The organism is Shewanella chilikensis, assembly GCF_002836945.1.
Taxonomy (GTDB): domain Bacteria; phylum Pseudomonadota; class Gammaproteobacteria; order Enterobacterales; family Shewanellaceae; genus Shewanella; species Shewanella chilikensis.
The window spans coordinates 1-24,190 of the sequence record NZ_NIJM01000001.1; the positions used below are offsets into that span (position 1 = coordinate 1).

24 protein-coding genes are annotated in these 24,190 nt (G+C 51.9%); 9 read left to right on the plus strand and 15 right to left on the minus strand.

Annotation, left to right across the window (positions count from 1 at the left end):
- Positions 1-785: 785 nt before the first annotated feature.
- The gene (gene pssA / locus CX651_RS00005) at positions 786-1,688 is read right to left on the minus strand and encodes a CDP-diacylglycerol--serine O-phosphatidyltransferase (RefSeq protein ID WP_101052454.1); all 903 of its coding nucleotides are present in this window, start codon (positions 1,686-1,688) and stop codon (positions 786-788) included.
- Positions 1,689-1,778: 90 nt separating this feature from the next.
- On the opposite strand from pssA, the gene CX651_RS00010 reads away from it, so the two are divergent.
- Positions 1,779-2,222 (plus strand): DUF4124 domain-containing protein, encoded by a 444-nt coding sequence (locus CX651_RS00010; protein ID WP_101052456.1) that lies wholly within the window; start codon positions 1,779-1,781, stop codon positions 2,220-2,222.
- Positions 2,223-2,299: 77 nt separating this feature from the next.
- Here CX651_RS00010 and mdh read toward each other — a convergent pair whose 3' ends face one another.
- A complete protein-coding gene (mdh, locus tag CX651_RS00015) occupies positions 2,300-3,235 on the minus strand; it encodes a malate dehydrogenase (RefSeq protein WP_025012092.1) in 936 nt (311 codons plus the stop codon).
- A 285-nt stretch (positions 3,236-3,520) separates the two neighbouring features.
- Between mdh and argR the strand changes: the two genes are divergently transcribed.
- A complete protein-coding gene (gene argR / locus CX651_RS00020) occupies positions 3,521-3,991 on the plus strand; it encodes a transcriptional regulator ArgR (protein WP_025012091.1) in 471 nt (156 codons plus the stop codon).
- A 61-nt stretch (positions 3,992-4,052) separates the two neighbouring features.
- Here argR and CX651_RS00025 read toward each other — a convergent pair whose 3' ends face one another.
- The 5 genes from CX651_RS00025 to CX651_RS00045 form a co-directional block, all read right to left on the minus strand.
- Entirely contained in the window at positions 4,053-4,988 is a 936-nt protein-coding gene (locus CX651_RS00025) for a Dyp-type peroxidase (RefSeq protein WP_101052458.1), read from the minus strand.
- Between the two features lie 98 nt (positions 4,989-5,086).
- The gene (ggt, locus tag CX651_RS00030; protein ID WP_229839727.1) at positions 5,087-6,730 is read right to left on the minus strand and encodes a gamma-glutamyltransferase; all 1,644 of its coding nucleotides are present in this window, start codon (positions 6,728-6,730) and stop codon (positions 5,087-5,089) included.
- Between the two features lie 272 nt (positions 6,731-7,002).
- Positions 7,003-8,046: an ABC transporter ATP-binding protein gene (locus CX651_RS00035; protein ID WP_189577740.1), complete on the minus strand. Its 1,044-nt coding sequence runs from the start codon at positions 8,044-8,046 to the stop codon at positions 7,003-7,005.
- Positions 8,043-9,674, minus strand: coding sequence for an ABC transporter permease (locus CX651_RS00040; RefSeq protein ID WP_101052462.1), 1,632 nt, complete (start codon positions 9,672-9,674; stop codon positions 8,043-8,045). Before CX651_RS00040 ends, CX651_RS00035 begins: the two co-directional genes overlap by 4 nt.
- A 39-nt stretch (positions 9,675-9,713) precedes the next feature.
- Positions 9,714-10,730 carry a Fe(3+) ABC transporter substrate-binding protein gene (locus CX651_RS00045; RefSeq protein ID WP_101052464.1) on the minus strand — a complete coding sequence of 339 codons (1,017 nt, stop codon included), beginning with the start codon at positions 10,728-10,730 and terminating at the stop codon, positions 9,714-9,716.
- 213 nt (positions 10,731-10,943) lie between these two features.
- Between CX651_RS00045 and CX651_RS19775 the strand changes: the two genes are divergently transcribed.
- Positions 10,944-11,399, plus strand: a complete 456-nt coding sequence (locus CX651_RS19775; RefSeq protein WP_146225980.1) for a hypothetical protein — start codon at positions 10,944-10,946, stop codon at positions 11,397-11,399.
- On the opposite strand, the gene CX651_RS00055 is transcribed toward CX651_RS19775, so the two are convergent.
- From CX651_RS00055 to CX651_RS00065, 3 genes are all read right to left on the minus strand, one after another.
- Positions 11,361-11,951, minus strand: a complete 591-nt coding sequence (locus tag CX651_RS00055; protein WP_101052468.1) for a glutathione S-transferase N-terminal domain-containing protein — start codon at positions 11,949-11,951, stop codon at positions 11,361-11,363. The two genes, CX651_RS19775 and CX651_RS00055, sit on opposite strands and share 39 nt — an antisense overlap.
- A gap of 13 nt (positions 11,952-11,964) precedes the next feature.
- Positions 11,965-12,714: a ferredoxin--NADP reductase gene (locus CX651_RS00060; protein ID WP_101052470.1), complete on the minus strand. Its 750-nt coding sequence runs from the start codon at positions 12,712-12,714 to the stop codon at positions 11,965-11,967.
- Between the two features lie 114 nt (positions 12,715-12,828).
- Positions 12,829-13,407 (minus strand): DUF5610 domain-containing protein, encoded by a 579-nt coding sequence (locus CX651_RS00065; RefSeq protein WP_101052472.1) that lies wholly within the window; start codon positions 13,405-13,407, stop codon positions 12,829-12,831.
- Between the two features lie 136 nt (positions 13,408-13,543).
- Here CX651_RS00065 and CX651_RS00070 point away from each other — a divergent pair, with 136 nt between their 5' ends.
- The 3 genes from CX651_RS00070 to CX651_RS00080 all read left to right on the plus strand — a co-directional run bounded on the left by CX651_RS00070 (position 13,544) and on the right by CX651_RS00080 (position 15,880).
- On the plus strand, positions 13,544-14,050 hold the full coding sequence (locus CX651_RS00070; RefSeq protein WP_101052474.1) for a phosphoglycerate mutase family protein: 507 nt from the start codon (positions 13,544-13,546) through the stop codon (positions 14,048-14,050).
- 9 nt (positions 14,051-14,059) lie between these two features.
- Positions 14,060-15,550, plus strand: coding sequence for an FMN-binding glutamate synthase family protein (locus tag CX651_RS00075; protein WP_101052476.1), 1,491 nt, complete (start codon positions 14,060-14,062; stop codon positions 15,548-15,550).
- 117 nt (positions 15,551-15,667) lie between these two features.
- Positions 15,668-15,880, plus strand: coding sequence for a hypothetical protein (locus CX651_RS00080; protein ID WP_263619481.1), 213 nt, complete (start codon positions 15,668-15,670; stop codon positions 15,878-15,880).
- Positions 15,881-15,893: 13 nt separating this feature from the next.
- On the opposite strand, the gene CX651_RS00085 is transcribed toward CX651_RS00080, so the two are convergent.
- Both CX651_RS00085 and CX651_RS00090 read right to left on the minus strand, forming a co-directional pair.
- Entirely contained in the window at positions 15,894-16,163 is a 270-nt protein-coding gene (locus CX651_RS00085) for a hypothetical protein (RefSeq protein ID WP_101052480.1), read from the minus strand.
- A gap of 61 nt (positions 16,164-16,224) precedes the next feature.
- Complete coding sequence (locus CX651_RS00090; protein ID WP_101052482.1) at positions 16,225-18,030, minus strand: ABCB family ABC transporter ATP-binding protein/permease; 1,806 nt, start codon at positions 18,028-18,030, stop codon at positions 16,225-16,227.
- A gap of 315 nt (positions 18,031-18,345) precedes the next feature.
- On the opposite strand from CX651_RS00090, the gene CX651_RS00095 reads away from it, so the two are divergent.
- Complete coding sequence (locus CX651_RS00095; RefSeq protein ID WP_101052484.1) at positions 18,346-18,519, plus strand: hypothetical protein; 174 nt, start codon at positions 18,346-18,348, stop codon at positions 18,517-18,519.
- 36 nt (positions 18,520-18,555) lie between these two features.
- On the opposite strand, the gene aroG is transcribed toward CX651_RS00095, so the two are convergent.
- Positions 18,556-19,611 (minus strand): 3-deoxy-7-phosphoheptulonate synthase AroG, encoded by a 1,056-nt coding sequence (aroG, locus tag CX651_RS00100; RefSeq protein WP_101052486.1) that lies wholly within the window; start codon positions 19,609-19,611, stop codon positions 18,556-18,558.
- 522 nt (positions 19,612-20,133) lie between these two features.
- Between aroG and CX651_RS00105 the strand changes: the two genes are divergently transcribed.
- Positions 20,134-20,991, plus strand: a complete 858-nt coding sequence (locus CX651_RS00105; protein ID WP_101052488.1) for a lipase family protein — start codon at positions 20,134-20,136, stop codon at positions 20,989-20,991.
- Positions 20,992-21,001: 10 nt separating this feature from the next.
- Positions 21,002-22,291: a DUF4785 domain-containing protein gene (locus CX651_RS00110; protein WP_101052490.1), complete on the plus strand. Its 1,290-nt coding sequence runs from the start codon at positions 21,002-21,004 to the stop codon at positions 22,289-22,291.
- Between the two features lie 140 nt (positions 22,292-22,431).
- Here CX651_RS00110 and CX651_RS00115 read toward each other — a convergent pair whose 3' ends face one another.
- Together CX651_RS00115 and CX651_RS00120 are read right to left on the minus strand one after the other, a co-directional pair.
- Entirely contained in the window at positions 22,432-23,586 is a 1,155-nt protein-coding gene (locus CX651_RS00115; RefSeq protein WP_101052692.1) for a tetratricopeptide repeat protein, read from the minus strand.
- Positions 23,587-23,752: 166 nt separating this feature from the next.
- Positions 23,753-24,124, minus strand: a complete 372-nt coding sequence (locus CX651_RS00120; RefSeq protein WP_224867673.1) for a hypothetical protein — start codon at positions 24,122-24,124, stop codon at positions 23,753-23,755.
- Between the last annotated feature and the right edge of the window lie 66 nt (positions 24,125-24,190).

The following is a 24,190-nucleotide window of genomic DNA, read 5'->3' on the forward strand; positions in this document are numbered from 1 at the left end:
AGAAGTCGGATCGTAGCCATGTCGTTCTGTGAGCCAAGGAGTTGCGGATACGAATTGTCTTCCTAAGACCGCTTGGCCTCCGACTTATGAACACTCTTCATCGAGTTAAATCGTTTTGTCGATTTCTCAATGCCTGTGAGTGCCCACACAGATTTGCTTGTTTATCTTGTTAAAGAGCAATCCCTTAGGCGCTTTGGCCATCGGGTCAGGGCTGCGTATTCTACGCTTTCCTGCTGCGGCGTCAAGAGGTATTTACCATCTTTTTTCGCCTGTCGTTGAAAGGACTCAAAAGCCTCTTTTCTTCGACCCTGTCACGTCTTTCGCGTTGCCGCTGTGCCGTGTCAGTGGGAGCGCATTATAGGGAGCCTGAACTTTTGTGCAAGGGGGATTTTTGCAAAACCACACCAAGCGAACACTATTTAGGCACCAACAGGGCAAAACCAACCTTTGAGCAACATAGATATTACCCTAAAGTCCCTTTTCATCTTGATGAGTAACTTGAACCAACTGAGATGGCTATGCAAGCTGACTTGCTCACTAACCAGAGTTGCTCGTCAAAGTGATATCAGTCCGCCGTATCTCTGTCGGAACCTATGCCAAACCTATGCCCGAACTTACGTCCTTGAGTCAACAGTTATCAAATTGGGTTCCATTGCCCGAGTGAAACGAGTCTTCATAAGGCTATTTCACTCAAGGTGGGATCTAGGTTTAGCACATATTTTGCCGCTTTGCAGAGTAAAAGCCTTTTGAAATGGCAGCCCAAAGTTATCACTATCACGAGAGAATCATGACTTGAGCTTGTCTAGACTCGCTTTATCTCCCGTATCTTCTTTTTCTTCGGCGCTTTCTTTGTTATCGCTATCTTTATTATCTCGGGCATGGAAAGTGGGAGAACCCTCTGCAGTTGATGCTTTGCCATCACTATCATCTGTCTCGTCGTCATCACCCAAAACATGAGACACCTTGAGTTTTCTAACGCTGCGAATGGTAACCACAGGCCCCGAGAGAGCATAGAGATAAAATAGCAGACAGAGGATTAATGCAGGCTCAACCGAGATCACCACAAATACGGCCACTACCAGCAGAATCACCAGGAAGTTCACCTTGCCGCGCCAATCGACTTCTTTAAAGGAGTGATAGCGGAAATTACTCACCATCAACAGACCGGCAACGGCCGTGACCAGGGCCACCAATATACCTATATCATGCCCTGAGACGCCGTAGCCCTGCCCCAACCAGACACTGCCGGCAATAAGAGCCGCTGCGGCCGGACTGGCAAGCCCTTGGAAGAAACGTTTATCGGCCACTCCTACTTGGGTATTGAAGCGCGCCAGACGCAAGGCAGCCCCGGCGCAATAGATAAACGCCGCCAACCAACCTATTTTGCCCAATTCAGAAAGCCCCCAGTTATAGGCTATCAAGGCCGGAGCCATACCGAAGGACACCATATCTGCCATCGAGTCGTACTCGGCACCAAAGGCACTCTGAGTGTTGGTCAAACGCGCCAGACGACCATCCAGTCCATCAAATAACATGGCAACAAATACAGCAATAGCCGATGCCTCAAAGTGCCCATTCATGGAAGCGATAACAGCATAGAAGCCCGAGAACAATCCTGCCGTTGTCATCAGATTGGGCAATAGATAGATGCCACGGGTTTTTATTGTTGGCTTGGATAAATTTTGCATACACTTAACCTGATGATGTAATAAAACTCATAGCGGCAAAGATAACACACTTGCTCAGACAAGCTCACCCTGCAGAAACGGAAACAGACAATGATAAAGATCAGCCTATTTATGGCTCTGCTGGCATTACTCGGAGCCAACGCTGCCTCGGCAACGCCCATTTATACTTGGGTCGATGAAAATGGCGTCACCCACTACAGCCAAGAGCCGCCGCCACAGCGGCAAGCCACCGAACTGGACAGCCAAAATCTGCAACCCGCCAGAATTGGCACGGTCGCGCCGCAGCGAAAAGATGACGTTGTGCAGGAGACAGAGTCTGAGAAACAAGCCAAATTGATCAAGGAGAAAGATGCGGCCCAGGCTCAGGCTATTTGTGATAAGTCCAAATTCCAATTGGATGTCCTCAATACCCACACCAGACTACAACGTAAAGATGACGCCTCAGGTGAAATGATTAAGATGACAGAAGAAGAACGGCAGGCGCAGATAAAGGAGCAGCAGGAAAGAATTCGGCTGTTTTGCCAAAGAAACTAGCCAGCAAGGCCAGAGTAGAATAGGTTCTAGTAGCAAAAAGGAGCGCCGAAGCGCTCCTTGTTATTCCCGGAGTCGACTTACTTAACGAAGTCTACACCCAGTTTGATATCCGCCTTCAAGGTATCCAGCATGGCGTCACGGGCATTGGTTTCAAACGCGCTTAGCTCACCATACGGCAGAACCTTTTCGATACCATTCTTGCCGAGCACCACTGGCTGGGCAAAAAATTCAGCGTGCTCACTGCCACCGTCAACATAGGCGCACTCGATCACATTGGCTTCACCCTGCAGACCGCGGATCAGCGACAGACCGAAACGGAAAGCGGCCTGGCCCATGGACAGAGTCGCGCTGCCGCCACCGGCTTTGGCTTCAACCACTTCAGTACCGGCGTTTTGAATACGCTTGGTCAGGGCAGCAACTTCTTCATCAGAGAAGCTGACACCTTCAACCTGAGATAACAGAGGCAGAATGGTCACACCGCTGTGGCCGCCAATCACATTGACTTTAACATCGGCAACGTTCAGCCCTTTGGCTTCGGCGATAAAGGTTTCAGAGCGGATGACATCGAGAGTCGTCACACCGAACAGACGGTTCTTGTCGTAAACACCGGCTTTTTTCAGTACTTCAGCAGCAATTGCCACAGTGGTGTTCACTGGGTTGGTGATAATACCAATCAGCGCCTTGGGACAAGTCGCAGCCACCTTTTCAATCAGGTTACGGACGATACCGGCATTGATATTGAACAGATCAGAACGATCCATGCCAGGCTTACGGGCAACACCGGCAGAAATCAGCACCACATCAGCACCTTCCAGTGCGGGTGTTGGGTCTTCACCGGCAAAACCTTTAACTTCAACTGCTGTCGGGATATGACTCAGATCCACGGCAACCCCAGGCGTTACGGGGGCGATATCATAAAGTGACAGCTGAGAGCCGGCAGGTAATTGGGTTTTCAACAGAAGGGCAAGAGCCTGGCCGATACCACCAGCAGCACCTAGTACAGCAACTTTCATAGTTATCTCCGTCAATTCTCGGAATTATGTGTGACATAGATCTAATTCTGTGATGGCGCAACATTAAAGGATCGTCACAAAAATAGCAATTATCCCTTAGTCATATGACTCTGTTTCATCAAAAGCTGAATTAACTTCAGCGTTTTCTACTGCCCACTGAGGCTTCTTTTCCCCCCCCAATGACCTGCATTGCATTTTTATGCAGACATCTTGGGTATTTGTTGACACTTATCCGTTTGATATGCAGAATGACCGAGATTTTCTGAATAACGACAGAAGAAGATAATGCAAGCAAGCAAAAATCAGGATGAGCTAATCAGAACCTTCAAGGCTCTGCTTAAAGAGGAGCGCTTCGGCTCCCAGAGTGAAATAGTCAATGCACTGCAAGCCGAAGGCTTTGCCAATATCAACCAGTCCAAAGTCTCGCGCATGCTGAGCAAGTTCGGTGCAGTGCGCACCCGTAACGCTAAGCAGGAGATGGTCTACTGCTTACCGGCCGAACTAGGAGTGCCTACCGCCGGCAGCCCGCTGAAGAATCTGGTATTGGATGTAGATCATAACCAAGCCATGATAGTGGTACGTACCAGCCCGGGCGCGGCGCAGTTAATTGCCAGGCTGCTGGACTCCATCGGCAAGCCAGAAGGTATTCTGGGCACTATCGCTGGTGATGACACTATCTTTATCTGCCCTTCCAGCATCAAGACCATTGATGAAACTCTGGAAACTGTGAAATCGCTGTTCAATTACACAGACTGAGTTGAAGATGTCATAAAAAAACGCCCCTCACTGAGGGGCGTTTTTTGTCGCTATCGCATTATTAATCATCAAACTGGATCATAAAATCCAGAGAAGGGGCAAAGAAAGAGGAGCCTGTTACCGCCTGAGTAAAGTGCATCAGGTGATCATGGTGTCCTTCTCCGTCACCGAAAACCATACTGTGAAGCATCTTTTCGAAATGGCTTGGTGTCTTACAAGTAGAGATAAACATCAACCCCTGCTGTTTTACAGAACCATAAGGCATGCTCTGACGCAGGATCTCCATCGGCTCACCATTGTCATACTTGAGGTTTACCCGCTTGATATGCGCAGTCAAGGGTTTATCTTCCGAGGCGTACTCTATGTTGTCCTGCTTGGTGCGGCCTATGATGTCTTCCTGCTTTTTCAGCGGCAGTCTATGCCACTTACTCAAATTGTGGACATATTTCTGTACATGAATGTAGCTACCGCCACGAAATGCATCGTCTTCATCGCCTACCAGAGCTACAGCTTGACGACCTCTGCCCTTGGGGTTTTCTGTACCATCGACAAAACCGGTCAGATCGCGGCTGTCCATAAAGCGGAACCCACGTTCCTCCTCTTCCAGCTCGGCCAGGCCTTCCAGCATTTCATTGACCTCATTGGCCACCAGATGAAGAATATCCAGGCGATCACAACGCAGGTGAATAAAAATATCGAACTCTATCGCCGGCGCATCCCGGTTACCCGACTCCATAGCAGGGAATGGCTTGAGTTCAGTTGGCCTGCTTCCCGGATAGAGATGATCCCAAAAATTGGCACCAATCGCCACAAAGGCGTTAAAGGCACTGTCAGCATACTGATCTGCCAGCTCATACAAATACTGGGCGACATTGGCCAGGCAAGGACGCAGTTGTGACTCCCCGCCTTCGTTGGCATTGAACATCAGATAAACACTGTGCAGATTTCCCTCTGCGCAGATCCCCAGCTGTTCCCGTGGCATAACCTGTGTATCCATTTGCAATCTACCCTTTCAGATTAATTCATCTTCGGCCTTATTATCCGCAACTTGAGCATTAATTTGAATTAGCTCACGCACGTTTTTGCCGATTACTTTCAATAACCTGATGCCTGCCCGTCTTTACGGGACTCGGAAGCTCCCCGATAAACGCCGCTTTCAACATTGACGCCTATGGCCTGATAACCACCAAAAGCCCCGAGAGAATCACTCAAAGTATGCCCCTTTTTCATCAGCTCACGGCGGGTTTCCATGGAAAAGCCCGACTCGAGACTGATATAACCGCCATCTGTCATCTGCTCGCCGGTCGGTTGGCTGGAACCTGTATGCAGTATTCTCGGAGCATCGCCCGCCTCCTGCAGGTTGAGGCCAAAATCAATCAGATTAATCATGATCTGGGCATGCATCTGGGGTTGGGTGGCTCCCCCCATGACGCCAAAGCTGAGCCAGGGCTTGCCATCTTTGGTGACAAAGGCCGGAATTATGGTATGAAACGGTCTCTTACCCGGTGCATAGGAGTTGGCACGCCCAGGAGTGAGATCAAACAGCTGGCCTCTGTCCTGCAACACAAATCCCAAGTCCGGAGGCGTCATGCCTGAGCCCATGCCACGATAATTGCTCTGGATGAGAGACACCATATTGCCTTCTTTATCGGCGGTAGTGAGATAGATGGTATCACCGTGTAAAAGATTGGGATTACCCGGCTCAACGCTGGCGGCGGCTTTGTCAGCATCGATAAGCTTGGCTCTGGCGTAGTTGTATTCTTTGGAAATAAGTGAGGCTACCGGCACTTTGGCAAAGTCCATGTCGGCGTAGAACTTGGCTCGGTCGGCAAACGCCAGCTTTTTTGCTTCCACGAAATGATGCACATATTCGGCGCTGCCCAACCCCATGGCCTTGAGATTAAATGGCTCCAGGGTTTTAAGGATCTGCAGTGCCGCTATCCCCTGGCCGTTGGGCGGCAGCTCCCAGATATCATAGCCCCGATAATTAGCCGATACAGGCTCGACCCACTCACTCTTGTGAGAAGCGAGATCTTCATAGGAAAGATAACCGCCCTGTTGTTGCATATAAGCGGCAATACTGCGGGCTATCTCTCCTTTGTAAAAGACATCCCGGCCCCCCTTGGCAATTTTTTCATAGCTGTTTGCCAAAGCCGGGTTTCGAAACAATTCACCGACGGCCGGCATGCGGCCACCTGGCATATAGGTTTCTTTAAACCCCGGGTATTTGGCCAGCTTGTCACCGCTGCGCGCCAGATAGAAGGCGATGAGCTCGGAAACCGGAAATCCTTCACGGGCATAATGAATAGCCGGTGCCAGGTTATCCTTCATGGGCAATTTGCCGAACTTGTCATGCAGTTCATACCAGCCATCCACGGCACCGGGCACGGATACGGGCAAAGGCCCATAAGGCGGCAGCTGCTCAAGCCCTTTGGCCTTGAGCATCTCCAGCGTCAGAGAAGCCGGACTGCGTCCAGAGGCATTAAGCCCATAGAGCCGCTGCTCTTTGGCGCCCCAGACAATCGCAAAAAGATCGCCGCCTATGCCAGAGCCTGTAGGCTCCACCAACCCCAGCATGGCATTGGCGGCAATCGCGGCATCCACGGCGCTGCCACCTTGTTTGAGAATATCGACCGCCACCTGAGTCGCCAGTGGTTGGCTGGTTGCCGCCATACCATTGACCGCATAGACTTCAGAGCGGCTCGCAAAGGCCGCGCCCGTGATTCTGTCCATCGCCATGCTTCCCGTGCTGCAGAAAACAGTCAAACTCCCAATGACGCCGAGTAACAGCTGACGGCATGAGCTGTTGCTGATATTCCGTATCCCTTGTACGTCCTGCATTTTATTATTGCTGTGTTTATGCATCTCGCCTCCGCTCTCATCCCGGAGCGGCGCATGGGCGAGTCCGGGGTTCAGTGAATACCTATGGTGAATTCAATCAAACCGATTGTTTGGTATAACACAGAGACAAACAAATTATCACCCACAGCAAACCTATGAAACAATTGTTGTTAACAGCCATTACCGAACAACACCAACGGATGTTCCAGTGCCGACAGCCTGACTCTCTGCCCTGGAGAAAACTGTACCTGATGACTACGAACCTCGAGTATGACTCCCTCTTGCTGCACATCATAATGGCAAACATTGCCCAGAAAACGCCGCTCGGTAACCACGGCCAGCCCCTGTTCGTCGGGACGTAACTCCAACTGCTGTGGCCGCAGCAACAACTCGCCCTGCCAGTTCAGTGGCAAACCATGGGGCAAAGAGCTTTTAAGGCGGCCGATTTGAGTATCGACACAGTGCTCGCAGCTGACCTTGGCCTTAAGATAATTACCGCTGCCGAGAAAGTCCGCCACATAGCGATTGACCGGGTTGGCATAGAGAGTTTCAGCACTGCCTTGCTGCACTATTTTTCCATCTTCAAACAGCGCCAGGGTATCGGCAAAAACAAAGGCCTCATCCTTACTGTGGGTCACAAATACGGCGCTGACGTTACGGCTCTTGAGGATCGCGCGAATCTCCAGCATCAGCTCGCCGCGTACCTGGGCATCTATGTTAGAGAAGGGTTCATCCAACAACAGCAGTTCAGGCTCATAGGCAAGCGCCCTGGCAATCGACACCCTCTGCTGTTGACCGCCGGACAACTCGTGGGGATAACGTTCAGCAAGCCCGGTGAGCTTGACCAAGTCCAACATCTCCTCAAGCCGGCTCAGGCGCTGCGCCTTATTCAATCCCTTGACACCAAAGAGGATATTCTGCGCGACCGTCAAGTGGGGAAACAGGGCATAGTCCTGAAAGATCATCCCCACGCCACGCTCCTCTCCCGGAACCTGCAGCTTATCCGTGGTTACTGCACGGCCGCTGATATGAATTTCACCGGCGGAGACCGGCTGCAGTCCGGCAATGGCTCTGAGCAGAGTCGTTTTACCACAACCACTGGGTCCGAGCAGAGCGGCAATTTCACCGGCTTGCAAAGTAATGCTCAGCCCTTTGAGCACCTGCTGGGCGCCATAATGGCTGTGGAGTTGCTTGACACTCAGGGTCGACATCAGTTGTTTTGCTCCAGCGAACGGTTGAGATAAATCAAGGGCACCAGCCCCACCAACACAATGACAATAGCCGCCAGCGCCCCCTGCTCCAACTGCTCATCGGAGACGTATTGGAACACTTGGGTAGCCAGGTTGTGAAACCCGACAGGGCTTAGCAGCAAGGCAGCCGGCAACTCTTTCATCGCCTCGATAAATACCAGCAGCAGAGCCGCAAAAATACCGCTGCGCAGCAATGGCAGATGGATTAATGCCAGTACTTTACCCGGTGTCTTGCCCAGGCTGATGGCCGCCATATCGAGAGAAGGCGACAGCCGTTTGTAACTGCTCTCTATACTGCCGATGGCAATGGCGGCAAAGCGAATACAAAACGCCAGCACCAAGGCGGCGATACTGCCGGTGAACAGCAGCCCCGGGCCTTGACGCTCGAACAGAGCGTAGAGATCATCGATTCTGAAATCGAGCCAGGTCAGCGGAATAAGCACGGCAATCGCCAGCACAGTGCCCGGCAGTGCATAGCCGGTACTGACCAGACGGGATGGCAGTATGTCCCACTTTCGCGGACTCAGGCGGCGAATGAACATCAAGAGGATAGCCAAGAGCAAACACAATACACTGCTGATAGCGGCGACTGTTAGGCTGTTGAGACTGTACTGCCAAAAGTCACTGTTCCAGCTCTGTTGCCAGTAATCCAAGGCGTAACTGCCGAGAATGACAAATGGCAAAAAAAACGCCAGCAGCAGCAACAGCGAGCAGTAGCCGAGCGCCAACCACTCACGCCAACCTTTGAGCCGGTATGGCTCTGGTGCCTCAAGCAACAGCTGTTTTTGAAACAATTGCTGTTTACGCCTCGCCATACGCTCCAGCGCAAACAGAGTAAAGACACCAAGCAACATCAATAGCGAAATTTTAGCCGCGGCCGCCAAGTCACCATAGGCTCGCCAGGTGTCGTAGACAGCCGTGGTCAGGGTGGATACCGCAAAATAATTGACCGTCGCCAAGTCAGCCATGGTTTCCATGGCCACCAGGGCGACACCGGCCGCCAGCGCCGGGCGTGCCATTGGCAGCGACAAACGCCAGAAACTCTGCCATGGCGAGCAACCCATCACCTTGGCTGCATGCTGCAAACTTAAGGATTGCTCCAGAAACGCGGTGCGCCCCAAGAGGTAAACATAGGGGAAGAGTACCAGCGACAAAATCACAGTGGCGCCGCCCAGAGTTCGAATATCGGGAAACCAGTAGTCGCTTACCGATTGCCAACCAAAACTTGCGCGTAAAAACCGCTGCACAGGCCCGGCATAATCCAGTAGATCGGTATACACATAAGCGACGATATAGGCTGGCATGGCCAGCGGCAACAACAGAGCCCACTGGAACAGGCGCCGGCCCCGAAACTCACAGCGCGCCACCAGCCAGGCAGCTGGCACCGCCAAAAGCAGACTGCCGACACTCACCCCCAACATCAGCCAGAAGGTATTGGCTATGTATGACGGCAGCACAGTGGCAAACATCTGCCCAAAGCGGGTTTCACCCGGTTCGAATGCCTGCATGACCAGCGCCAGCAAAGGCGCCACCATAAGGCCGCAGACGGTAAACCCCGCCCACGACCAGCCTCTGGAGAAGGTCAGGATCACAGCTATTCCCCCACAACCTTTACAGAAACGCCTTCAAGCTCAGAGATCAAACTTAACCTCATCGAGCAGTCTCAGCGCCGCCTGATGGTGCTCTGCCAATTTGTAGACAGGCAAGTCATCGGCTTTAAAGTCTCCCCAGGATGCCACCAATTCTGAGACAGGCACATCGTCCTTGACCGGATATTCCATATTGACCTCGGCATAGCTCTGTTGGGCGGCATCCGAAGACAGATACTCCATCAGTTTGAGAGCATCGGCCGAGTTAGGTGCATGCTTGGCCAGCGCCATACCCGAGACATTGATATGGGCACCGCGATTTTCCTGATTCGGGAAGTTGATCACCGCCGCTTCGGCCCATGGCCGCTGTTTGGGGTCTTGCAGCATCTTGCCATAGTAATAGCTGTTACCGATGGCGATATCACACAAACCTTCTTTTACCGCCTGCACCTGCGCCCTGTCGTTACCCTGAGGCTTACGGGCCAAGTTACTCTTCAGTCCCTGAAGCCAACTCTTGGCATCGGCTTCACCGTGGTGGGCTATCATGGAGGCCACCAGCGCTATGTTGTAGGGATGCTTGCCACTACGCATACACACCTTACCCTTGTAACGGGCATCGGCCAGGTCTTCATAGTTGATTGTCAGCGGCCCGAGGCGCTCCTTGCTGGAATAGAGATTACGCACCCTCATAGTCAAGGCGTACCAGTTTCCTTCGGGATCCCGGTATTGGGCCGGAATATTCTGCTTGAGCGTGTCACTTTCCACCTGTTTGACCAACTGCTTGTCCACCAATTCCTGCAAGCGGGAAAAGTCAGACGTCAGCACCAGATCCGCCGGTGATAAGCGTCCTTCACGAGCCAATCTATCGGCGATGCCATCTTTGGCAAACACAAAATTAACCTTCACCCCGGTAGCCTGACTGAAGTCATCCAGAATGGGCTTGACCAAAAACTCCTGGCGATAGGAATAAACCGTCACCTCATCGGCGGCGGCCACCGGCAATGTCAAACTGGATGCAGCCAACGCACTGCAAAGTAACAGACCTGTCTTGTAGCTCATATTATTCAGTACCCCATATTGGATGAGTAATTTAATGAGAACTATTTCTAATCAGCTTTATTTTCAGCCTAGTGCAAAAATTCTGACAAGGGGAGTACAAATGAAAACAGACAGAATGGCAGTGGCTGGGAGCAAAGCGATTGGAATCGGCCAAATTGTCGCAAACTAAACTAAACTGAACCTTAAAACTTATACATGGAGAGGGGAAGTATCTTGGATATTTTGGAAATCCTGCTGGCTGTCATGTCTTTGCTACTGATCTTGTTTCTGTTCCGTCACAGGTTAAGACCAGAAAAGCGTCGGCAGGACAGACCCTCTGTCCCCAAAGAGAAACAATATCACTGTGTCTCCATAGTGTTGACGCCAACTGCCTGCCAAGCGATAAGAGCGCTTGAAGGCAAGCGTTTTCTGTCGAAGGAGGCGCCCCGGCTCCCCTTGGCAGAATGTAATTGCAGCCAATGCGACTGCAAGTATCAACATCATGAAGACAGAAGAGTTCCCTTCAGCGATCGGCGACTGGACTATGGTATGAGCCGTGACCTCTATGGCATCTTCGGTGAAACCAACCGCAGAACCCACCCCAAGGGCAGGCGTTACTCGGACTTGGCCAAACCGCAAATTACCGAGAAATCATCCAGGACGAGTATCTCGGAAACTCTGCCTGATTGATGCAGATTCCAGCCAGTGTGCCAAGGCCGGCGCCACTTTACGCCAGTCGAGATCCGGATGACGAAAATCAAGGTATTCGAGTAGCACCAACAGCAGTACCTGCCTGGCATCGAGTGGACCGCTCGCGATAATTCCCTGACGCTCCACTTCCATCAAGGCTCTGAGCAGGGCCTGCTCGAAACGACCACTCCAGAAAAGAGAACGAACCCCCTCCTCTTCACGCATCTGTTCCTGCCTTAGGCCAACGGCGCTATCCAACGCGCCTTTAAGCAGTGAGAACTGGCACTCATAAGCCCAGTTTTTTTGGGGCCCAAAGAAACGATCCTGGCCGAATCTAGCGTCCAGATAACGGGCAATGACTTCGCTGTCGAACAGTGCGGCGCCATCGTCCAAAAGCAGACAGGGAATTTTCCCCAAGGGGTTAACCGACAGTAACTCGTCACTGTTATCGAAAGGATTGACCAGCTTTTCATCCAACGCCAAACCCAGCTCGCGGGCAATGACCCTGACCACGCGGGCATAAGGCGAAGCTGTAGAGTAATAGAGCTGCATCCAGACTCTCCTGTTACCAGTATTTTTCGACTGTTATCTGTCCGGGGGCCCGGCGCAGGTTTTTGGCCAAACCTTTATCGATAAGCGCCGCCGTAGCCCCCTGGATCATCCCGGGGTTACCACAAAGCATCAATTGCGAGTCCTTTGCACTTATGCTTAGCCCGGCCTTGGCCTCTATCTCACCGCTTTGTAGGCCATCCGGGATGCGGCAACGCAGCGCACCGTCAAAGTCTTCACGAGTGACACTGGGCACAAACACAAATTGCTCGGGATAGGCCTGTTGATAGCCGCGGATCTTATCGAGATAGGCGAGATCCTGCACTTCTCTGACCCCGTAAACCAGAACCACCTTATCAAACCGCTGCCAAGGTTCAGGAGTATCCAACATGGAAAGAAACGGCCCCACGGCGGTACCGGTTGCCAAAAACCACAGGTGGCGCCCCTGCAATTCCCCTTTTGGGATCTCATCCAGGGTCATGAAGCCGGTGGCTTTGTCTGTCACGCTAATACTGTCACCCGGCTGCAAAGATTGCAGATCCGGCGACAACTGGCCTTGATCTACCGCCACCGCCAGTATTTCAAGATAGTCGGCCCCTGGGGCATTCACCAGCGAATAGGCCCGGGCGATACGTTTATCATCCCTCTGCTGACTGAGCTTAATAAACTGGCCCGCAATAAACGGCGCTATCTCGGCGGCTATCCTCAGGCTGAATAACTTGCTGTTCCAATCGATACGCTCAATGACCCGACCTTCAGTCCACATAGCTTCTCCTTAGGTAACACAAGACGATTATTGCAGCATAACCCCATATTCAGCCAACAAAAACCCCTCATAGTGAGGGGTGTTATCGGCAGGAAAGGTTTCACGTGAGCTCGATTATTCCTGCTCAGTGGTAAAGCTGTCTCTGAATGACTGCAACCCTTGTTGTACCAGAGAGTAGGTTTCATCCACCCCGGTCTTGATATCGCCCTCCAGCACCTTGAGTCCGGAAAGAATATCCGTCGCCTCTTTAAAGCCCTGATCTATGGCGCCGCCGATAACGTCCATAAAACCGGACAGCTGACTGTCAAAGTCCATGCTGGAGTTTTGCTGCTGGTAGACACTGAAGAACTGAGTGGCAAAGCTGACAATTCTGTCGGCCGTGGCCTCGGGAGAAGTATCTATCTGCTGCTCCTGCACCTGCTGCAGGGCATTTTCCCCCATGTAAGGTGCCAGTTCTTCATTGATGGCCTCAATCGCGGCGCGATACAAGAGACTCATGGGTTCGTTACCGCTATTGAGGCTTACTTCCTCCTGCGCCGCCAGAATAGCGTTATTCATCAACTGCTGGCTGATATGGCGGGCACTCTTGCTGCCGGCGACTTCAGATACCGCCTTACCATGATTACCGTCCAGTTGTTGAGTCTTGTCCTTGGCCACCTCAGAGACCTGAGCGCCATGATTGCGGATTTCCATCTTGGTTTCCTCGTATGAAAAGCGTATCTCAGGTTAATTATCGACCAATTCAGCAATTAGTTTAGTGATTGTTTACCCAGGTCGATACTCGAGCTATGATCCCACATGTTATTTAAGTATTTGATAGAAAATAAAAATGGTAAGAATTTTTCTACTGCTTTGTCTTTCAGTGCTTTTTAGTTGGCCGTCCCAGGCCGCCGCCCCCCATCAAACCATATTCCTGGTTAGGCATGCGGAAAAAGCTCAGGGAAGCGATCCCGGGCTGACAGTCGCAGGCAAGGCGCGCGCCGAAGCTCTGGCAGAGGCATTAAGGGACACCCAACTGCAAAGGCTGATGTCGAGTGAGTTTCGCCGAACTCAGGAAACCCTGGCACCGATTGCAACAGCCAAACAACTCAGGATTGAGGTGTTTCCAGCCAAAGTCGGCTTGGAGGCTCACATCAATGCCATAGCAGATGCAGTCAAAGCCAGCCAAGGCAATGTGCTGATCGCCGGCCACAGCAATACAGTTCCGGCCATCATCAAGGCGCTGGGTGGCCCCCTGGTTAGCCTGAATGAGCAGCAATACGATCAACTCTTTATTCTTACCTTGGCAGAACAGGGGCCCACGGGCCTGGTAACCACCCACTTTGGCAGTCAATAAGGATAGAAGATGCGCGAGCAAAACTGGTTTATGTGGGGCCTGGAACTCTTTTCCGGCCTGTTTTTAATAGTCGTCGGCTTAGGACTCTTGGTAATCACTTATATGTATATCGCCGATGTGATGCAAACCAAGCAGGCGGTGCGGCATAACTACCCTGTTGTCGGACGATTCCGGTATTTCTTCGAGAAAATGGGCGAATTCTTCCGCCAGTACTTTTTCGCTCTCGATCGGGAAGAACTCCCCTTCAATCGTGCCGAGCGTAGTTGGGTCTACCGGGCGGCGAAAAATGTCGACCGCACCATAGCCTTCGGCTCCACCAGGCCACTGGAAGCCAACGGCAGCATACTGTTTATGAACACCGCCTTCCCAACACTGGATCAAGACGTTGTGCCGCCAACACCTGTGGTTATCGGCCCTGACTGCGAACATCCCTTTGCCACCAGCGCCATTTGCCATATTTCCGCCATGAGTTTCGGTGCTCTTTCTCGCCCAGCTGTTACCGCCCTTTCCCATGGGGCAGCCCAGGCAGGATGCTGGCTCAACACAGGGGAAGGCGGCCTCAGCGCCCACCACCTCAAGGGAAACTGCGATCTGGTATTCCAGATCGGCACTGCCAAATATGGCGTTCGCAGCGCTGAAGGGCACCTGGATGATGACAAGCTCAGGGAAGTGGCCGCTCACTCTCAGGTGAAAATGTTCGAAATCAAACTCAGTCAGGGAGCCAAGCCAGGCAAGGGGGGAATTCTTCCCGGGGTAAAGGTAACCGAAGAGATAGCCGCGATTAGAGGGATCCCAGCAGGAGAGGATTCCATCAGTCCCAACGGTCATATCGAGTTTCATCATGTCGGCGACATTCTCGACATGATAGCCAGAGTCAGGCAGGTGACAGGCAAACCCACAGGGATCAAGGCTGTCTTGGGTGATACTCACTGGTTGGAAGATTTTCTGGAAGAGATTAACCAACGCGGTCATGACTCGGCTCCCGATTTCTTCACCCTCGACAGCGCCGATGGTGGTACGGGCGCAGCGCCGCAAACCTTGATGGACTACGTTGGCCTGCCGCTGAAAGAGAGCTTGCCACTGCTGGTCGAACAACTGCGGCGGCATGGACTGAAGCAGCGGATTAAAGTGATTGCCTCTGGCAAGCTTATCACACCCTCCAGAGTCGCCTGGGCGCTGGCGCTGGGAGCGGATTTCACCGCCTCTGCCAGAGGGAATATGTTCGCGCTGGGATGTATTCAAGCGCTGCAGTGCAACAAGGATACCTGCCCCACCGGGATAACCACCCATAACAAGAAACTACAACAGGGATTGGATCCCAGAGACAAATCCACCCGAGTCGCCAACTACAACAAGGCATTGCACCATGATCTGGGGATGCTGGCCCACTCCTGTGGGGTCACTGACCCAAGACAACTCAAACCACGCCACGTCAGAATCGTTACCCAAAGTGGCCTGTCGGTATCTCTGGACAAATACTACGCTCACTTCGATCAGTGACGATTTTGTCGCTGTCACCGAAGCGTAACATTGGCCGGATTGTGCGTTGCATCACAAAAGTGGTAAGATCTTGCGCCTAATCAAGACTTGCCACTTCCAGAGGATTTTGAAGTGAAAATGACATTTGTCAGTCAGGTCCCCAAGCCGGAAACGAGCAAAACTGCATCGCTCAGCTGCAAGAATTGCAGCCGTTTGATTGAGATTGAGGGAGAGATGCTCTGTTATCGCGGCGGTAAAATAACTGAACTGACGCCGGTAAACGAAGCGAAAAATAGTTTCAACCTACTGTGCGACGGCTGGCAAGCCGACCGCAACCAAACCAAGAAATAGCATCAACTCAGGCTCAGCTACGCACTTCCCCTTGCGACTGAGCCTGCTTTCTTGACTCACTGATAATTCCTTCCAACGCCTCATTAAAGGGTTCTGCAGATACCATAGACAGAGTCAGGCCGCGAGTGGATACTCTCAGACCGGCACGTAACTCGGTATGTAATTGATTGAGGGCAACATCATCCATACCTCGAGTCTTAAGCTCATCCGCCAAACTGTTCCAATCTGTACGGACTTTGTCCTGCATTCCTTCAATATTGACCTGCAATACAATGTTTTCCATCTGTGCTGCCCCCATGGCTGACGCGACTTCGGACTTTCGAGTATGCGGCAGTCAGGCTGAATCAATGCTGAACTTGCACCGACTCATCAGTCTGTTTTGTGTGCTGGATCCGCCATAAACGCGCGTAATATCCATCGGCGGCCAGCAGGCTGTCATGGCTGCCGGATTCAACCAACTGACCTTGATGCAACACTAAGATTTTATCGGCATCCACCACTGTCGATAACCTATGGGCAATAACCAGACTGGTATGGCCCTTGGCAACTTCATCGAGCGCCTTCAGAATCGCCCTCTCAGAGCGGCTATCCAATGATGAGGTAGCCTCATCAAAGACCAGTATCGGCGAGCGCTTCAATATCGCCCTGGCAATAGCCACCCGCTGCTTTTCACCGCCGGAGAGTTTCATGCCTCTCTCACCCACTTTGGTCTGGGCCTGCTGCGGTAATGCTTCAACAAACTGCTTCAGGTGGGCCAACTCTATCGCCTGCCAGATTTCGGCATCCGAAGCATCGGGGCGGCCATAGCGAATATTCTCAAACAGAGTATCGTTAAACAGCACTGTGTCTTGAGGCACTATGGCAATGGCTCGGCGCAGTGCATCTTGGGTCATATCGCGAATATCAATACCATCGACCCGAATCGCCCCTTGGCTGACATCGTAAAAACGAAACAGCAAGCGCACCAACGTCGATTTACCGGCGCCGCTTTCCCCCACTACAGCCACCTTCTGCCCAGGTTCTATCTCAAAACTCACCCCTTTGAGTATCTCCCGCTCTCCATAACCAAAGCCAACCGAATCAAAACTGACGCGGCCCTCGGTCAGCGATACGGCTTTAGCCGTAGGGCTGTCTTTTACCAGCGGGGTCTTATCCAGCAGCGAGAACATCCTCTCAATATTAGCCAAGGCTCCACGAATTTCACGATACACAAAGCCCAGGAAGTTGAGCGGCATAAAGAGTTGCATCATAAAGGCGTTGATCAATACAAAGTCACCCACAGTCATCTGCCCGCGGGTCACTTCAAAAGCTGCGAGTCCCAGCATCAAAGTCATAGCAATGGCAATAATGGTGGCCTGACCGGCATTGAGGGCGAACAGCGACAGACGATTCTTGCGCTTGGCCACCTCCCAGTCGGCCAACGCCTTGTCATATTCATTCGCCTCATAGGCTTCATTGTTGAAGTATTTGACGGTTTCATAGTTAAGCAGGCTATCAATAGCACGGGTGTTGGATACCGAGTCGGCCTTCGCCGCCTCACGGACATAGGAGGTACGCCACTCAGTCGTCACAACAGAAAACAAACCGTAGGCCAGCACAGAGCAGAAGGTGATCAATGCAAACCAAATACCGTAATTCCATAGCAAAATGGCCACTACCATCAGGATTTCCAATAAGGTGGGTACTATGTTGAACACCATAAAACGCATCAGAAAACTGATGCCACTGGTACCGCGCTCTATGTCCCGTGATAATCCGCCGGTGCGCCTGTCGAGGTGAAAGCCAAGATCCAGCCGGTGCAGATGTTCAAAGACCTGCAGACCAAGGCGTCGTATCGCTCTCTCGGTCACTCGGCCAAAGAGGGTATCCCTGATCTCCCCGGTGAGTGCATTGACTAATCTCAAACTGCCATAAGCCAAAACCAGAGCTATAGGCACGGCCAACAGCTGCGCTGTTTGGGCGTTCCCCAAGTCATCAACCAAATGCTTCAACAGGAAAGGCAAGCCGACACTGGCGAGCTTTCCCACCACAAGACACGACAGCGCCAGAATAATGCGGCTCTTGTATTCCAACAGATAGGGCCAGAGAAGTTTGAGCACTTGCCAGTTGAGCTTATCGACGGGACCGTCAAGGTAAAGAGTCGGACGCATACATCTTGCCAGGAGAAAAGAGTGTTCCGAGTGTAGCAGTGAGTGGGACCCAAGTCTGCGATCTGTTTGGCTGATAGCTCGGAAATCATCATCTGAAGCAGCACTTTAGAATGCCAAAAATAACATTTAACCTAGACTAAATGACTAGCAACAAAATTTTTATCACCAAAATCACCCCAAAGAGCTGAAAGATGGTTATACATGAAAAAAGAATTTGCTACTCTTTCCTGTTAGTACGGGCGGCAACGAGTGTTCAAAAATGTCAAACAAACCGGTCCGCACCGATTTTTTACCGTATCTGTTGAAGGAAATCTTATGTTGGATTCAAAAGTTCAATACCCGCCCCTGCCACTGATCCAAACCTGGGTATGGATGATGATCGAATCAGGCAACCCCGAGATCCAGGAAAAAGGCCGTAACAATCTAATAGCTTCCTTTGGCAGTCTGGCCAAGGCCAACGAATACCTGGCACAGCAAGTCCAAAAATAAAGGCGCCGATGGCGCCTTTACCTAAAGTATTGACCCTCAACCCTGACGGCGCTTCAGCACGCTGTCGTTGAGCATTGACAGCAGTTTCTCTGTATCATCCCAACCTATACAGGCGTCGGTAATACTTTGACCATAACTGAGGGGGTGCCCGGGATTAAGGTCCTGACGCCCTTCCACCAGATGACTCTCCACCATCACCCCGAAAATCGCCTGCTGTTTGGCGGCAATCTGGCCGCAGACATCTTCAGCCACCAACATCTGACGCCGGAAGTCTTTACTGGAATTGGCGTGGCTGAAGTCAATCATCACCTTGGGTTTCAGGCCAACCGTCTCGAGCTGAGAGCATATCCGGCTCACATGAGCCGAGCTGTAGTTGGGTTCGCGTCCACCACGCAGAATGATATGGCAGTCATCATTACCCTTGGTTGACACAATTGCCGAATGGCCAAACTTGGTCACCGACAGGAAATGGTGTGGTGCGCTGGCGGCCCCAATGGCATCTATCGCCACCTTGATGGTACCATCTGTGCCGTTTTTGAATCCCACAGGACAAGACAGGCCCGATGCCAACTCGCGGTGAACCTGAGACTCTGTGGTACGGGCGCCGATGGCGCCCCAGCACATGAGGTCGGCCATATATTGAGGGGTGATCATATCGAGGAACTCACCTGCAGTCGGTACCTGGCTGTCATTCAATTCGAGCAGCAGTTTGCGGGCCGTTCTTAGGCCGTCGTTGAGCTTGAAGCTGTTATCCATGTAGGGATCGTTAATCAGCCCCTTCCAGCCCACTGTCGTTCTGGGTTTCTCGAAATAAACCCGCATCACCACTTCCAATTGATCCTGATAGGCCGCTCTGAGTTTGGCCAGACGCGCACCATACTCCAGCGCGGCCTCGGGGTCGTGAATAGAGCATGGCCCTATCACCACCAGCAGGCGATCGTCCTGTCCATGCAGGATTTTGTGAATATTCTTCCTGGCTTTAAAGACGGTGGATGAGGCGCGTTCGGTTGCCGGAAATCGTTCCAGAATGGCTATCGGTGGCAGTAACTCTTTAACTTCATTAATCCGTACATCATCATTCTGGTAATACATAAACGTCACACAGCTCCGGCTATTGATAAGAATCTCTTGTTTTGAATAACAGTTTCAATCTATCCGCTATATTCAACCAATGCAATTAACTTATATAGATTTCTCTGCAATTCATGTTATTTCTTATTTTTTGTATGGTAATCTCCGCCTTCCAATGAGAAATCCCCTAAGCACAGCCTAATTGACAAACAAACCACCAACAACACCTTTCAATCAAGGAGTAGCCATTTTTGCCACAAGCTCTCACCTGGTTTGAATCAAACCCGATTGAACTCCTTTTTATAGGCAAGTAACTCATATAGAGTGCGCTCAAAAGCGGCTCCCTCCTCTCATGTTCAACAGTTATATTTAACTAAAAAATTAAGAAATTCCTCTATATACAGCTATCCCTTTCAATTGGCTTAACCTAGCCAATATTTCAGCAATTAACTTGCTGCAAGTAAACATTAAAACTAACTTAATTAGCGGATAAACATATTTATCCCTTCACAAAATAATGATTATCAACAAGAGAAATGCGACATGAAAATATCCACCACCCTGATGATGTTGGGTCTTTGTAGTGTCTGCTCCCTGAGTCATGGCGCCACCGGCGTCGCCTTTGTCCATGGAACAGGAAAACAAACCGATGCCCTGAACGATTACTGGACCCGCGAGTTTGTCGATTCAGTTCGTCAAGGTATCAGCACCCCGAGTAACTATCAGGTCATCAACTGTGACTTCGAGCAATATATGTGGGATGAGGCCGCTGCCGGCTGTTTGGTCGATCAGCTGCAGAGCTTTATCAACGCCCGCAATCTGGATCAACTGATCCTTATCACCCACTCCAATGGCGGCAACATAGTGCGCTGGGTCTTGTCCAATCCCACCTGGGATGGACGTTATCCAGCTGTGATCAACAGCATCAGCCGAGTGATAGCGCTGGCTCCTTCCAGTGCCGGTACACCACTGGCCGATGCCGTCACTCAAGGCAATGTGTTTGAAACCAGTCTCGGCTGGCTGCTCGGTTACGACAGCGATGCCGTCAAACAGCAGCAAGTGGGTTGGATGGCGCAATACAACAGTCAATGGCTGTACGGCACAGCCGGGCGCCCTTCTCTGGGTAAGCCTTTTGAAGCTGTTGTCGGCTCGGACGTGGAGTCGGCAGTTTGGGACAGCGACAGCTATTGCGGCGGCTATCAGAATCAAGTGGGCCTGGAGACTACCCAAAACTGGCTGGATAACTGCTCCGACGGTTTTCTTGAGTGCAACTCCCAAAGTGCCGCCGGCAGTGTCTGGTTTACCGATAAGCAGAAAACCCGTGACAGAGAACCTTTGAGTCACCATCAAAGCCGCCGGGCCTGTTTTAATCTCGACACCCTTCTGCGCAATCATATCTGAGGACGTAAGTATGAAGATGTATATCAGCAAGACACCGCTGCTGGCAGCGATACTCCTGAGCCTCACGGGTTGCCAGGATGATGCCAAGGTAGAACAAAACCAGCAGCCCAAGAGCCTGACCTTGGCCATGGTGCCGCCCCAGGCAAGCGATATCAAGGCAGGAGAAGAGCTGGATACAGGGCAATTGCCGCCCTTGAATACCTCCAGGGAAGATGTCAGCTTTGTCAGGGCGCTGTCAGGGGAGTATCAGGCCCAGCTGCCGGACAAAACCGCCAGTGCCAGCAGTGATGAATACTGGTTGATGGTTACAGGCGCCGAGCTTAACCAAGGCCTAGAGCTGCCATTAACCCAAGGCAGCAGCGTTATCCGTCTGGCTCCTCGCTGGGATACAAGCAGCGGCGCCCCTACTGCCCCCAAGAGCATTGCTCCAGACGCAGTTCAACTCAGCTCGGCCGCAGGCAAAACTGAGAACAAGCGTCTTATCCGCCGCGCCGTAGACTCTGAGTCTCTGGCCAGTGCCGGGATGGATGATGACTCCAGTGCCCTGTTGCTGAGCTCAGATATCAAGCCCGGTCTCTATCGTCTGCAGGTCGCCGCAGCGCTGACCGCCACTGACAACTATCTGGTTAATGTCAAAGAGAAAGGCTCTGCCTATCGTCTCAAGTTAAGCACCCCATCATCACTCGAGGCCAACACCCATCTCGAGTTGGAGCTGGCGCTTGAGAACGATAAGGCCATGGGTTCACCTCGTTTGGCCAGTGCCCGGCTGCAGCAAGCAAGCGGCGAGCAAACCCCACTGCAACTCAGCCAAAGTGGCAACAGCTGGCGACTGCAAAATGAGCAGTTGCCCATGCCCTCAAGCAATGCGGGTTTCAGTGAATTGGTGGTCGATATTGAGACCCTGGTGGATAACACCTTGGTACGACGAACAGTCAAGACCGCCTTCAAGCAGTTCTATCCATCGGCACGGCTGGCACCCGAAATCAAAGTGGGTTGGCAAAATGGTCTGCCAAGCGCCCTCAACTTTACGCTGGAGCTGGCCCAAAGTGGTCGTTTTGGGGTGTCGGCAATACTGACAGGGACCGATGCCCAAGGGCAGGAAATCGCCATACTGCAGAGTGAGACCGCGGCCTGGCTGACACAAGAGCAAAACAGTCTGCAGTTGCCTCTAAACCTTGAGCTAATCCAAAATTCGGGCTTAAAGCCGCCCTATGGTGTCAGGGCAGTTGAGCTCAAGGATATGGGGCAGATGGCGCGCTTGAGTTACCGCGACAAGGCGCTGAGTTTCGAAGCCCTTTAAAGCCAGCTTTCAGGCAGAGAGAAACTTATAGCCAGAAAGTAAAAAGCCCGATGCAGATGTCAGCATCGGGCTTTTTACTCTGCAGCTTGGCTTAACCAGTTGCGCCTTTATAACCTCACTCTTTCAGCCAAGCTTTTGAATCAATGCCCTTCCATCGCATGCAACTTGGCCTGATAGCGTTTTTTCTGCTCGCCGTCACCGGCCAGCGCCAACGCCTTTTGCAGATTGCTCTTCGCGCGGTCGGAGTCCCCTTTTGCCCAATAGGTTCTGGACAAACCAAAGTAAAACTCGTGGCGATAATCCGCCTTCTCAATCGCTCTTCGATACCAACTCAGCGCCTCATCATATTGATGATCCATGTAGGCTTGTTGCGCCATATCATAGTAGTAATAAGGATTCCGGATCCGGGCAAGCTCCAGTACCTTGTGCACTTCGGCCCATTCATCCAGTCTGTCCTGGCTGCTCAGTATGACCGCCAGGTTATAGAGGGTAGTCATGTTTTCCGGCTCAAGCGTCAACGCATAGCGGTAGACCCGCTCGGCCATCTGTTCCATGCCCCTGGCGCGATAGAGCACCGCCAGGCTGTTGAGCGCCGGAATAAACAGACTCTGCTGTTGCAGGCTCTTTTTCAACAAGCCGTATGCGAGATCCCAATTCTCATTGATCAATGCCTCGGCCGCCGCATTGTTGTAATACATGGCGACCACAGTACCTTGGCTGATCTTATTGACCTTATAGCTGCGCACAGCACGCTCTGGCAGGAAATCCACCAGGATGGAACGCTCGGTGACATGGAAGACATGATTATTCTTGGGCGGGTATAGCTTGAGGTTGATATGACCATTGACCAGATAAAAGGCGCCTTGACGATCCCAGACCGGGGGCACTTCCACATCACGAAATTCAACCTCTATCCCCAGTTGTTGCGCCATGGCCGCCGTCAGGATCACCAGTGACATGCAGTTTCCGGCCCTGTCGTGAAAGGTTTCGGCGGCGGTGCGGGTGTAGTTGTCCTGATAGCGAAAGCCGCCCTTGTCGGCATGGATATAGTCAGCCAACCACTCGTGGGCCAACTCCTGATTGGACATGAGTGCACCGCGGCTATAAGCACCTCTGAGTAACTGCACCGCTTCGGGAGGCAAAGCGAATAACTCGGCGGGCTCGGGGATATTCCCTGCCTCTTTGAATTGGTTATCCTGAAACAGGCTGCCAAGAGCCATCTTGCTTGGCACCGGGGTACTGCTGCAACCGCAAAATAGCAGCAGCAAAACCGCACCCAATAGGCGACTCAACATGGTAGCGGATAGAGCGCCAAAGAGAGCACGAGTGACAGAGCCGGAGAAAGCGCTTGAGAAAGTGCCTGAGAACATAAGGCCTCCTGAGTTAAGGCTTCTTTACTGAAAGCTTAAGTCAGACTGGCCACTCCTGCCGCGCCAAAGGGTGACAAAATGTGAATATACCCTAGTTCAAGCCTTCATTTCCGGGAGCAATAACGTCGGAACCCGGCTTGGGGATCCCTATATAGAGCTGCTGTTGCCGGTAAAGATAGGGGCGATAAAAATGGCCATCGCAGGAAAAGTAGCGATAGGGGCGCATGTAAGGAACACATATGGCAGGCAGGCTGCGGAGGATCTCCAGTTGTTGCTGCGAGCGCAGTAGTTCCTGCCACTCATGCTGACGCAGTAATTCATCCCTGACGGCAAAGGCATCGAAGGGCTCACTGGCATCACGAACCACCACTTGACCTGCCTCGGCATTGCCAAGCCACAGCAAGGTAATTAACAAAGCGCCGAAAAAAGTACCGGTCAGCTTCATTCCACTGAGAGTCTTCATCGCCATCCCCTTAGGCTCCAGGCTGTTTCTGCTTTCAGTCTGCCCCCAAGAGCGTCTGTCATCAAG

Excerpts from the sequence above, each read along its gene's own strand:
- pssA (WP_101052454.1), bottom strand. The coding sequence starts at position 1,688 with ATGCAAAATTTATCCAAGCCAACAATAAAAACCCGTGGCATCTATCTA.
- CX651_RS00010 (WP_101052456.1), top strand. The coding sequence starts at position 1,779 with ATGATAAAGATCAGCCTATTTATGGCTCTGCTGGCATTACTCGGAGCC.
- mdh (WP_025012092.1), bottom strand. The coding sequence starts at position 3,235 with ATGAAAGTTGCTGTACTAGGTGCTGCTGGTGGTATCGGCCAGGCTCTT.
- argR (WP_025012091.1), top strand. The coding sequence starts at position 3,521 with ATGCAAGCAAGCAAAAATCAGGATGAGCTAATCAGAACCTTCAAGGCT.
- CX651_RS00025 (WP_101052458.1), bottom strand. The coding sequence starts at position 4,988 with ATGGATACACAGGTTATGCCACGGGAACAGCTGGGGATCTGCGCAGAG.
- ggt (WP_229839727.1), bottom strand. The coding sequence starts at position 6,730 with ATGGCGATGGACAGAATCACGGGCGCGGCCTTTGCGAGCCGCTCTGAA.
- CX651_RS00045 (WP_101052464.1), bottom strand. The coding sequence starts at position 10,730 with ATGAGCTACAAGACAGGTCTGTTACTTTGCAGTGCGTTGGCTGCATCC.
- CX651_RS00055 (WP_101052468.1), bottom strand. The coding sequence starts at position 11,951 with ATGCAGCTCTATTACTCTACAGCTTCGCCTTATGCCCGCGTGGTCAGG.
- CX651_RS00060 (WP_101052470.1), bottom strand. The coding sequence starts at position 12,714 with ATGTGGACTGAAGGTCGGGTCATTGAGCGTATCGATTGGAACAGCAAG.
- CX651_RS00065 (WP_101052472.1), bottom strand. The coding sequence starts at position 13,407 with ATGGAAATCCGCAATCATGGCGCTCAGGTCTCTGAGGTGGCCAAGGAC.
- CX651_RS00070 (WP_101052474.1), top strand. The coding sequence starts at position 13,544 with ATGGTAAGAATTTTTCTACTGCTTTGTCTTTCAGTGCTTTTTAGTTGG.
- CX651_RS00075 (WP_101052476.1), top strand. The coding sequence starts at position 14,060 with ATGCGCGAGCAAAACTGGTTTATGTGGGGCCTGGAACTCTTTTCCGGC.
- CX651_RS00080 (WP_263619481.1), top strand. The coding sequence starts at position 15,668 with ATGACATTTGTCAGTCAGGTCCCCAAGCCGGAAACGAGCAAAACTGCA.
- CX651_RS00085 (WP_101052480.1), bottom strand. The coding sequence starts at position 16,163 with ATGGAAAACATTGTATTGCAGGTCAATATTGAAGGAATGCAGGACAAA.
- CX651_RS00090 (WP_101052482.1), bottom strand. The coding sequence starts at position 18,030 with ATGCGTCCGACTCTTTACCTTGACGGTCCCGTCGATAAGCTCAACTGG.
- CX651_RS00095 (WP_101052484.1), top strand. The coding sequence starts at position 18,346 with ATGTTGGATTCAAAAGTTCAATACCCGCCCCTGCCACTGATCCAAACC.
- aroG (WP_101052486.1), bottom strand. The coding sequence starts at position 19,611 with ATGTATTACCAGAATGATGATGTACGGATTAATGAAGTTAAAGAGTTA.
- CX651_RS00105 (WP_101052488.1), top strand. The coding sequence starts at position 20,134 with ATGAAAATATCCACCACCCTGATGATGTTGGGTCTTTGTAGTGTCTGC.
- CX651_RS00110 (WP_101052490.1), top strand. The coding sequence starts at position 21,002 with ATGAAGATGTATATCAGCAAGACACCGCTGCTGGCAGCGATACTCCTG.
- CX651_RS00115 (WP_101052692.1), bottom strand. The coding sequence starts at position 23,586 with ATGTTGAGTCGCCTATTGGGTGCGGTTTTGCTGCTGCTATTTTGCGGT.
- CX651_RS00120 (WP_224867673.1), bottom strand. The coding sequence starts at position 24,124 with ATGAAGACTCTCAGTGGAATGAAGCTGACCGGTACTTTTTTCGGCGCT.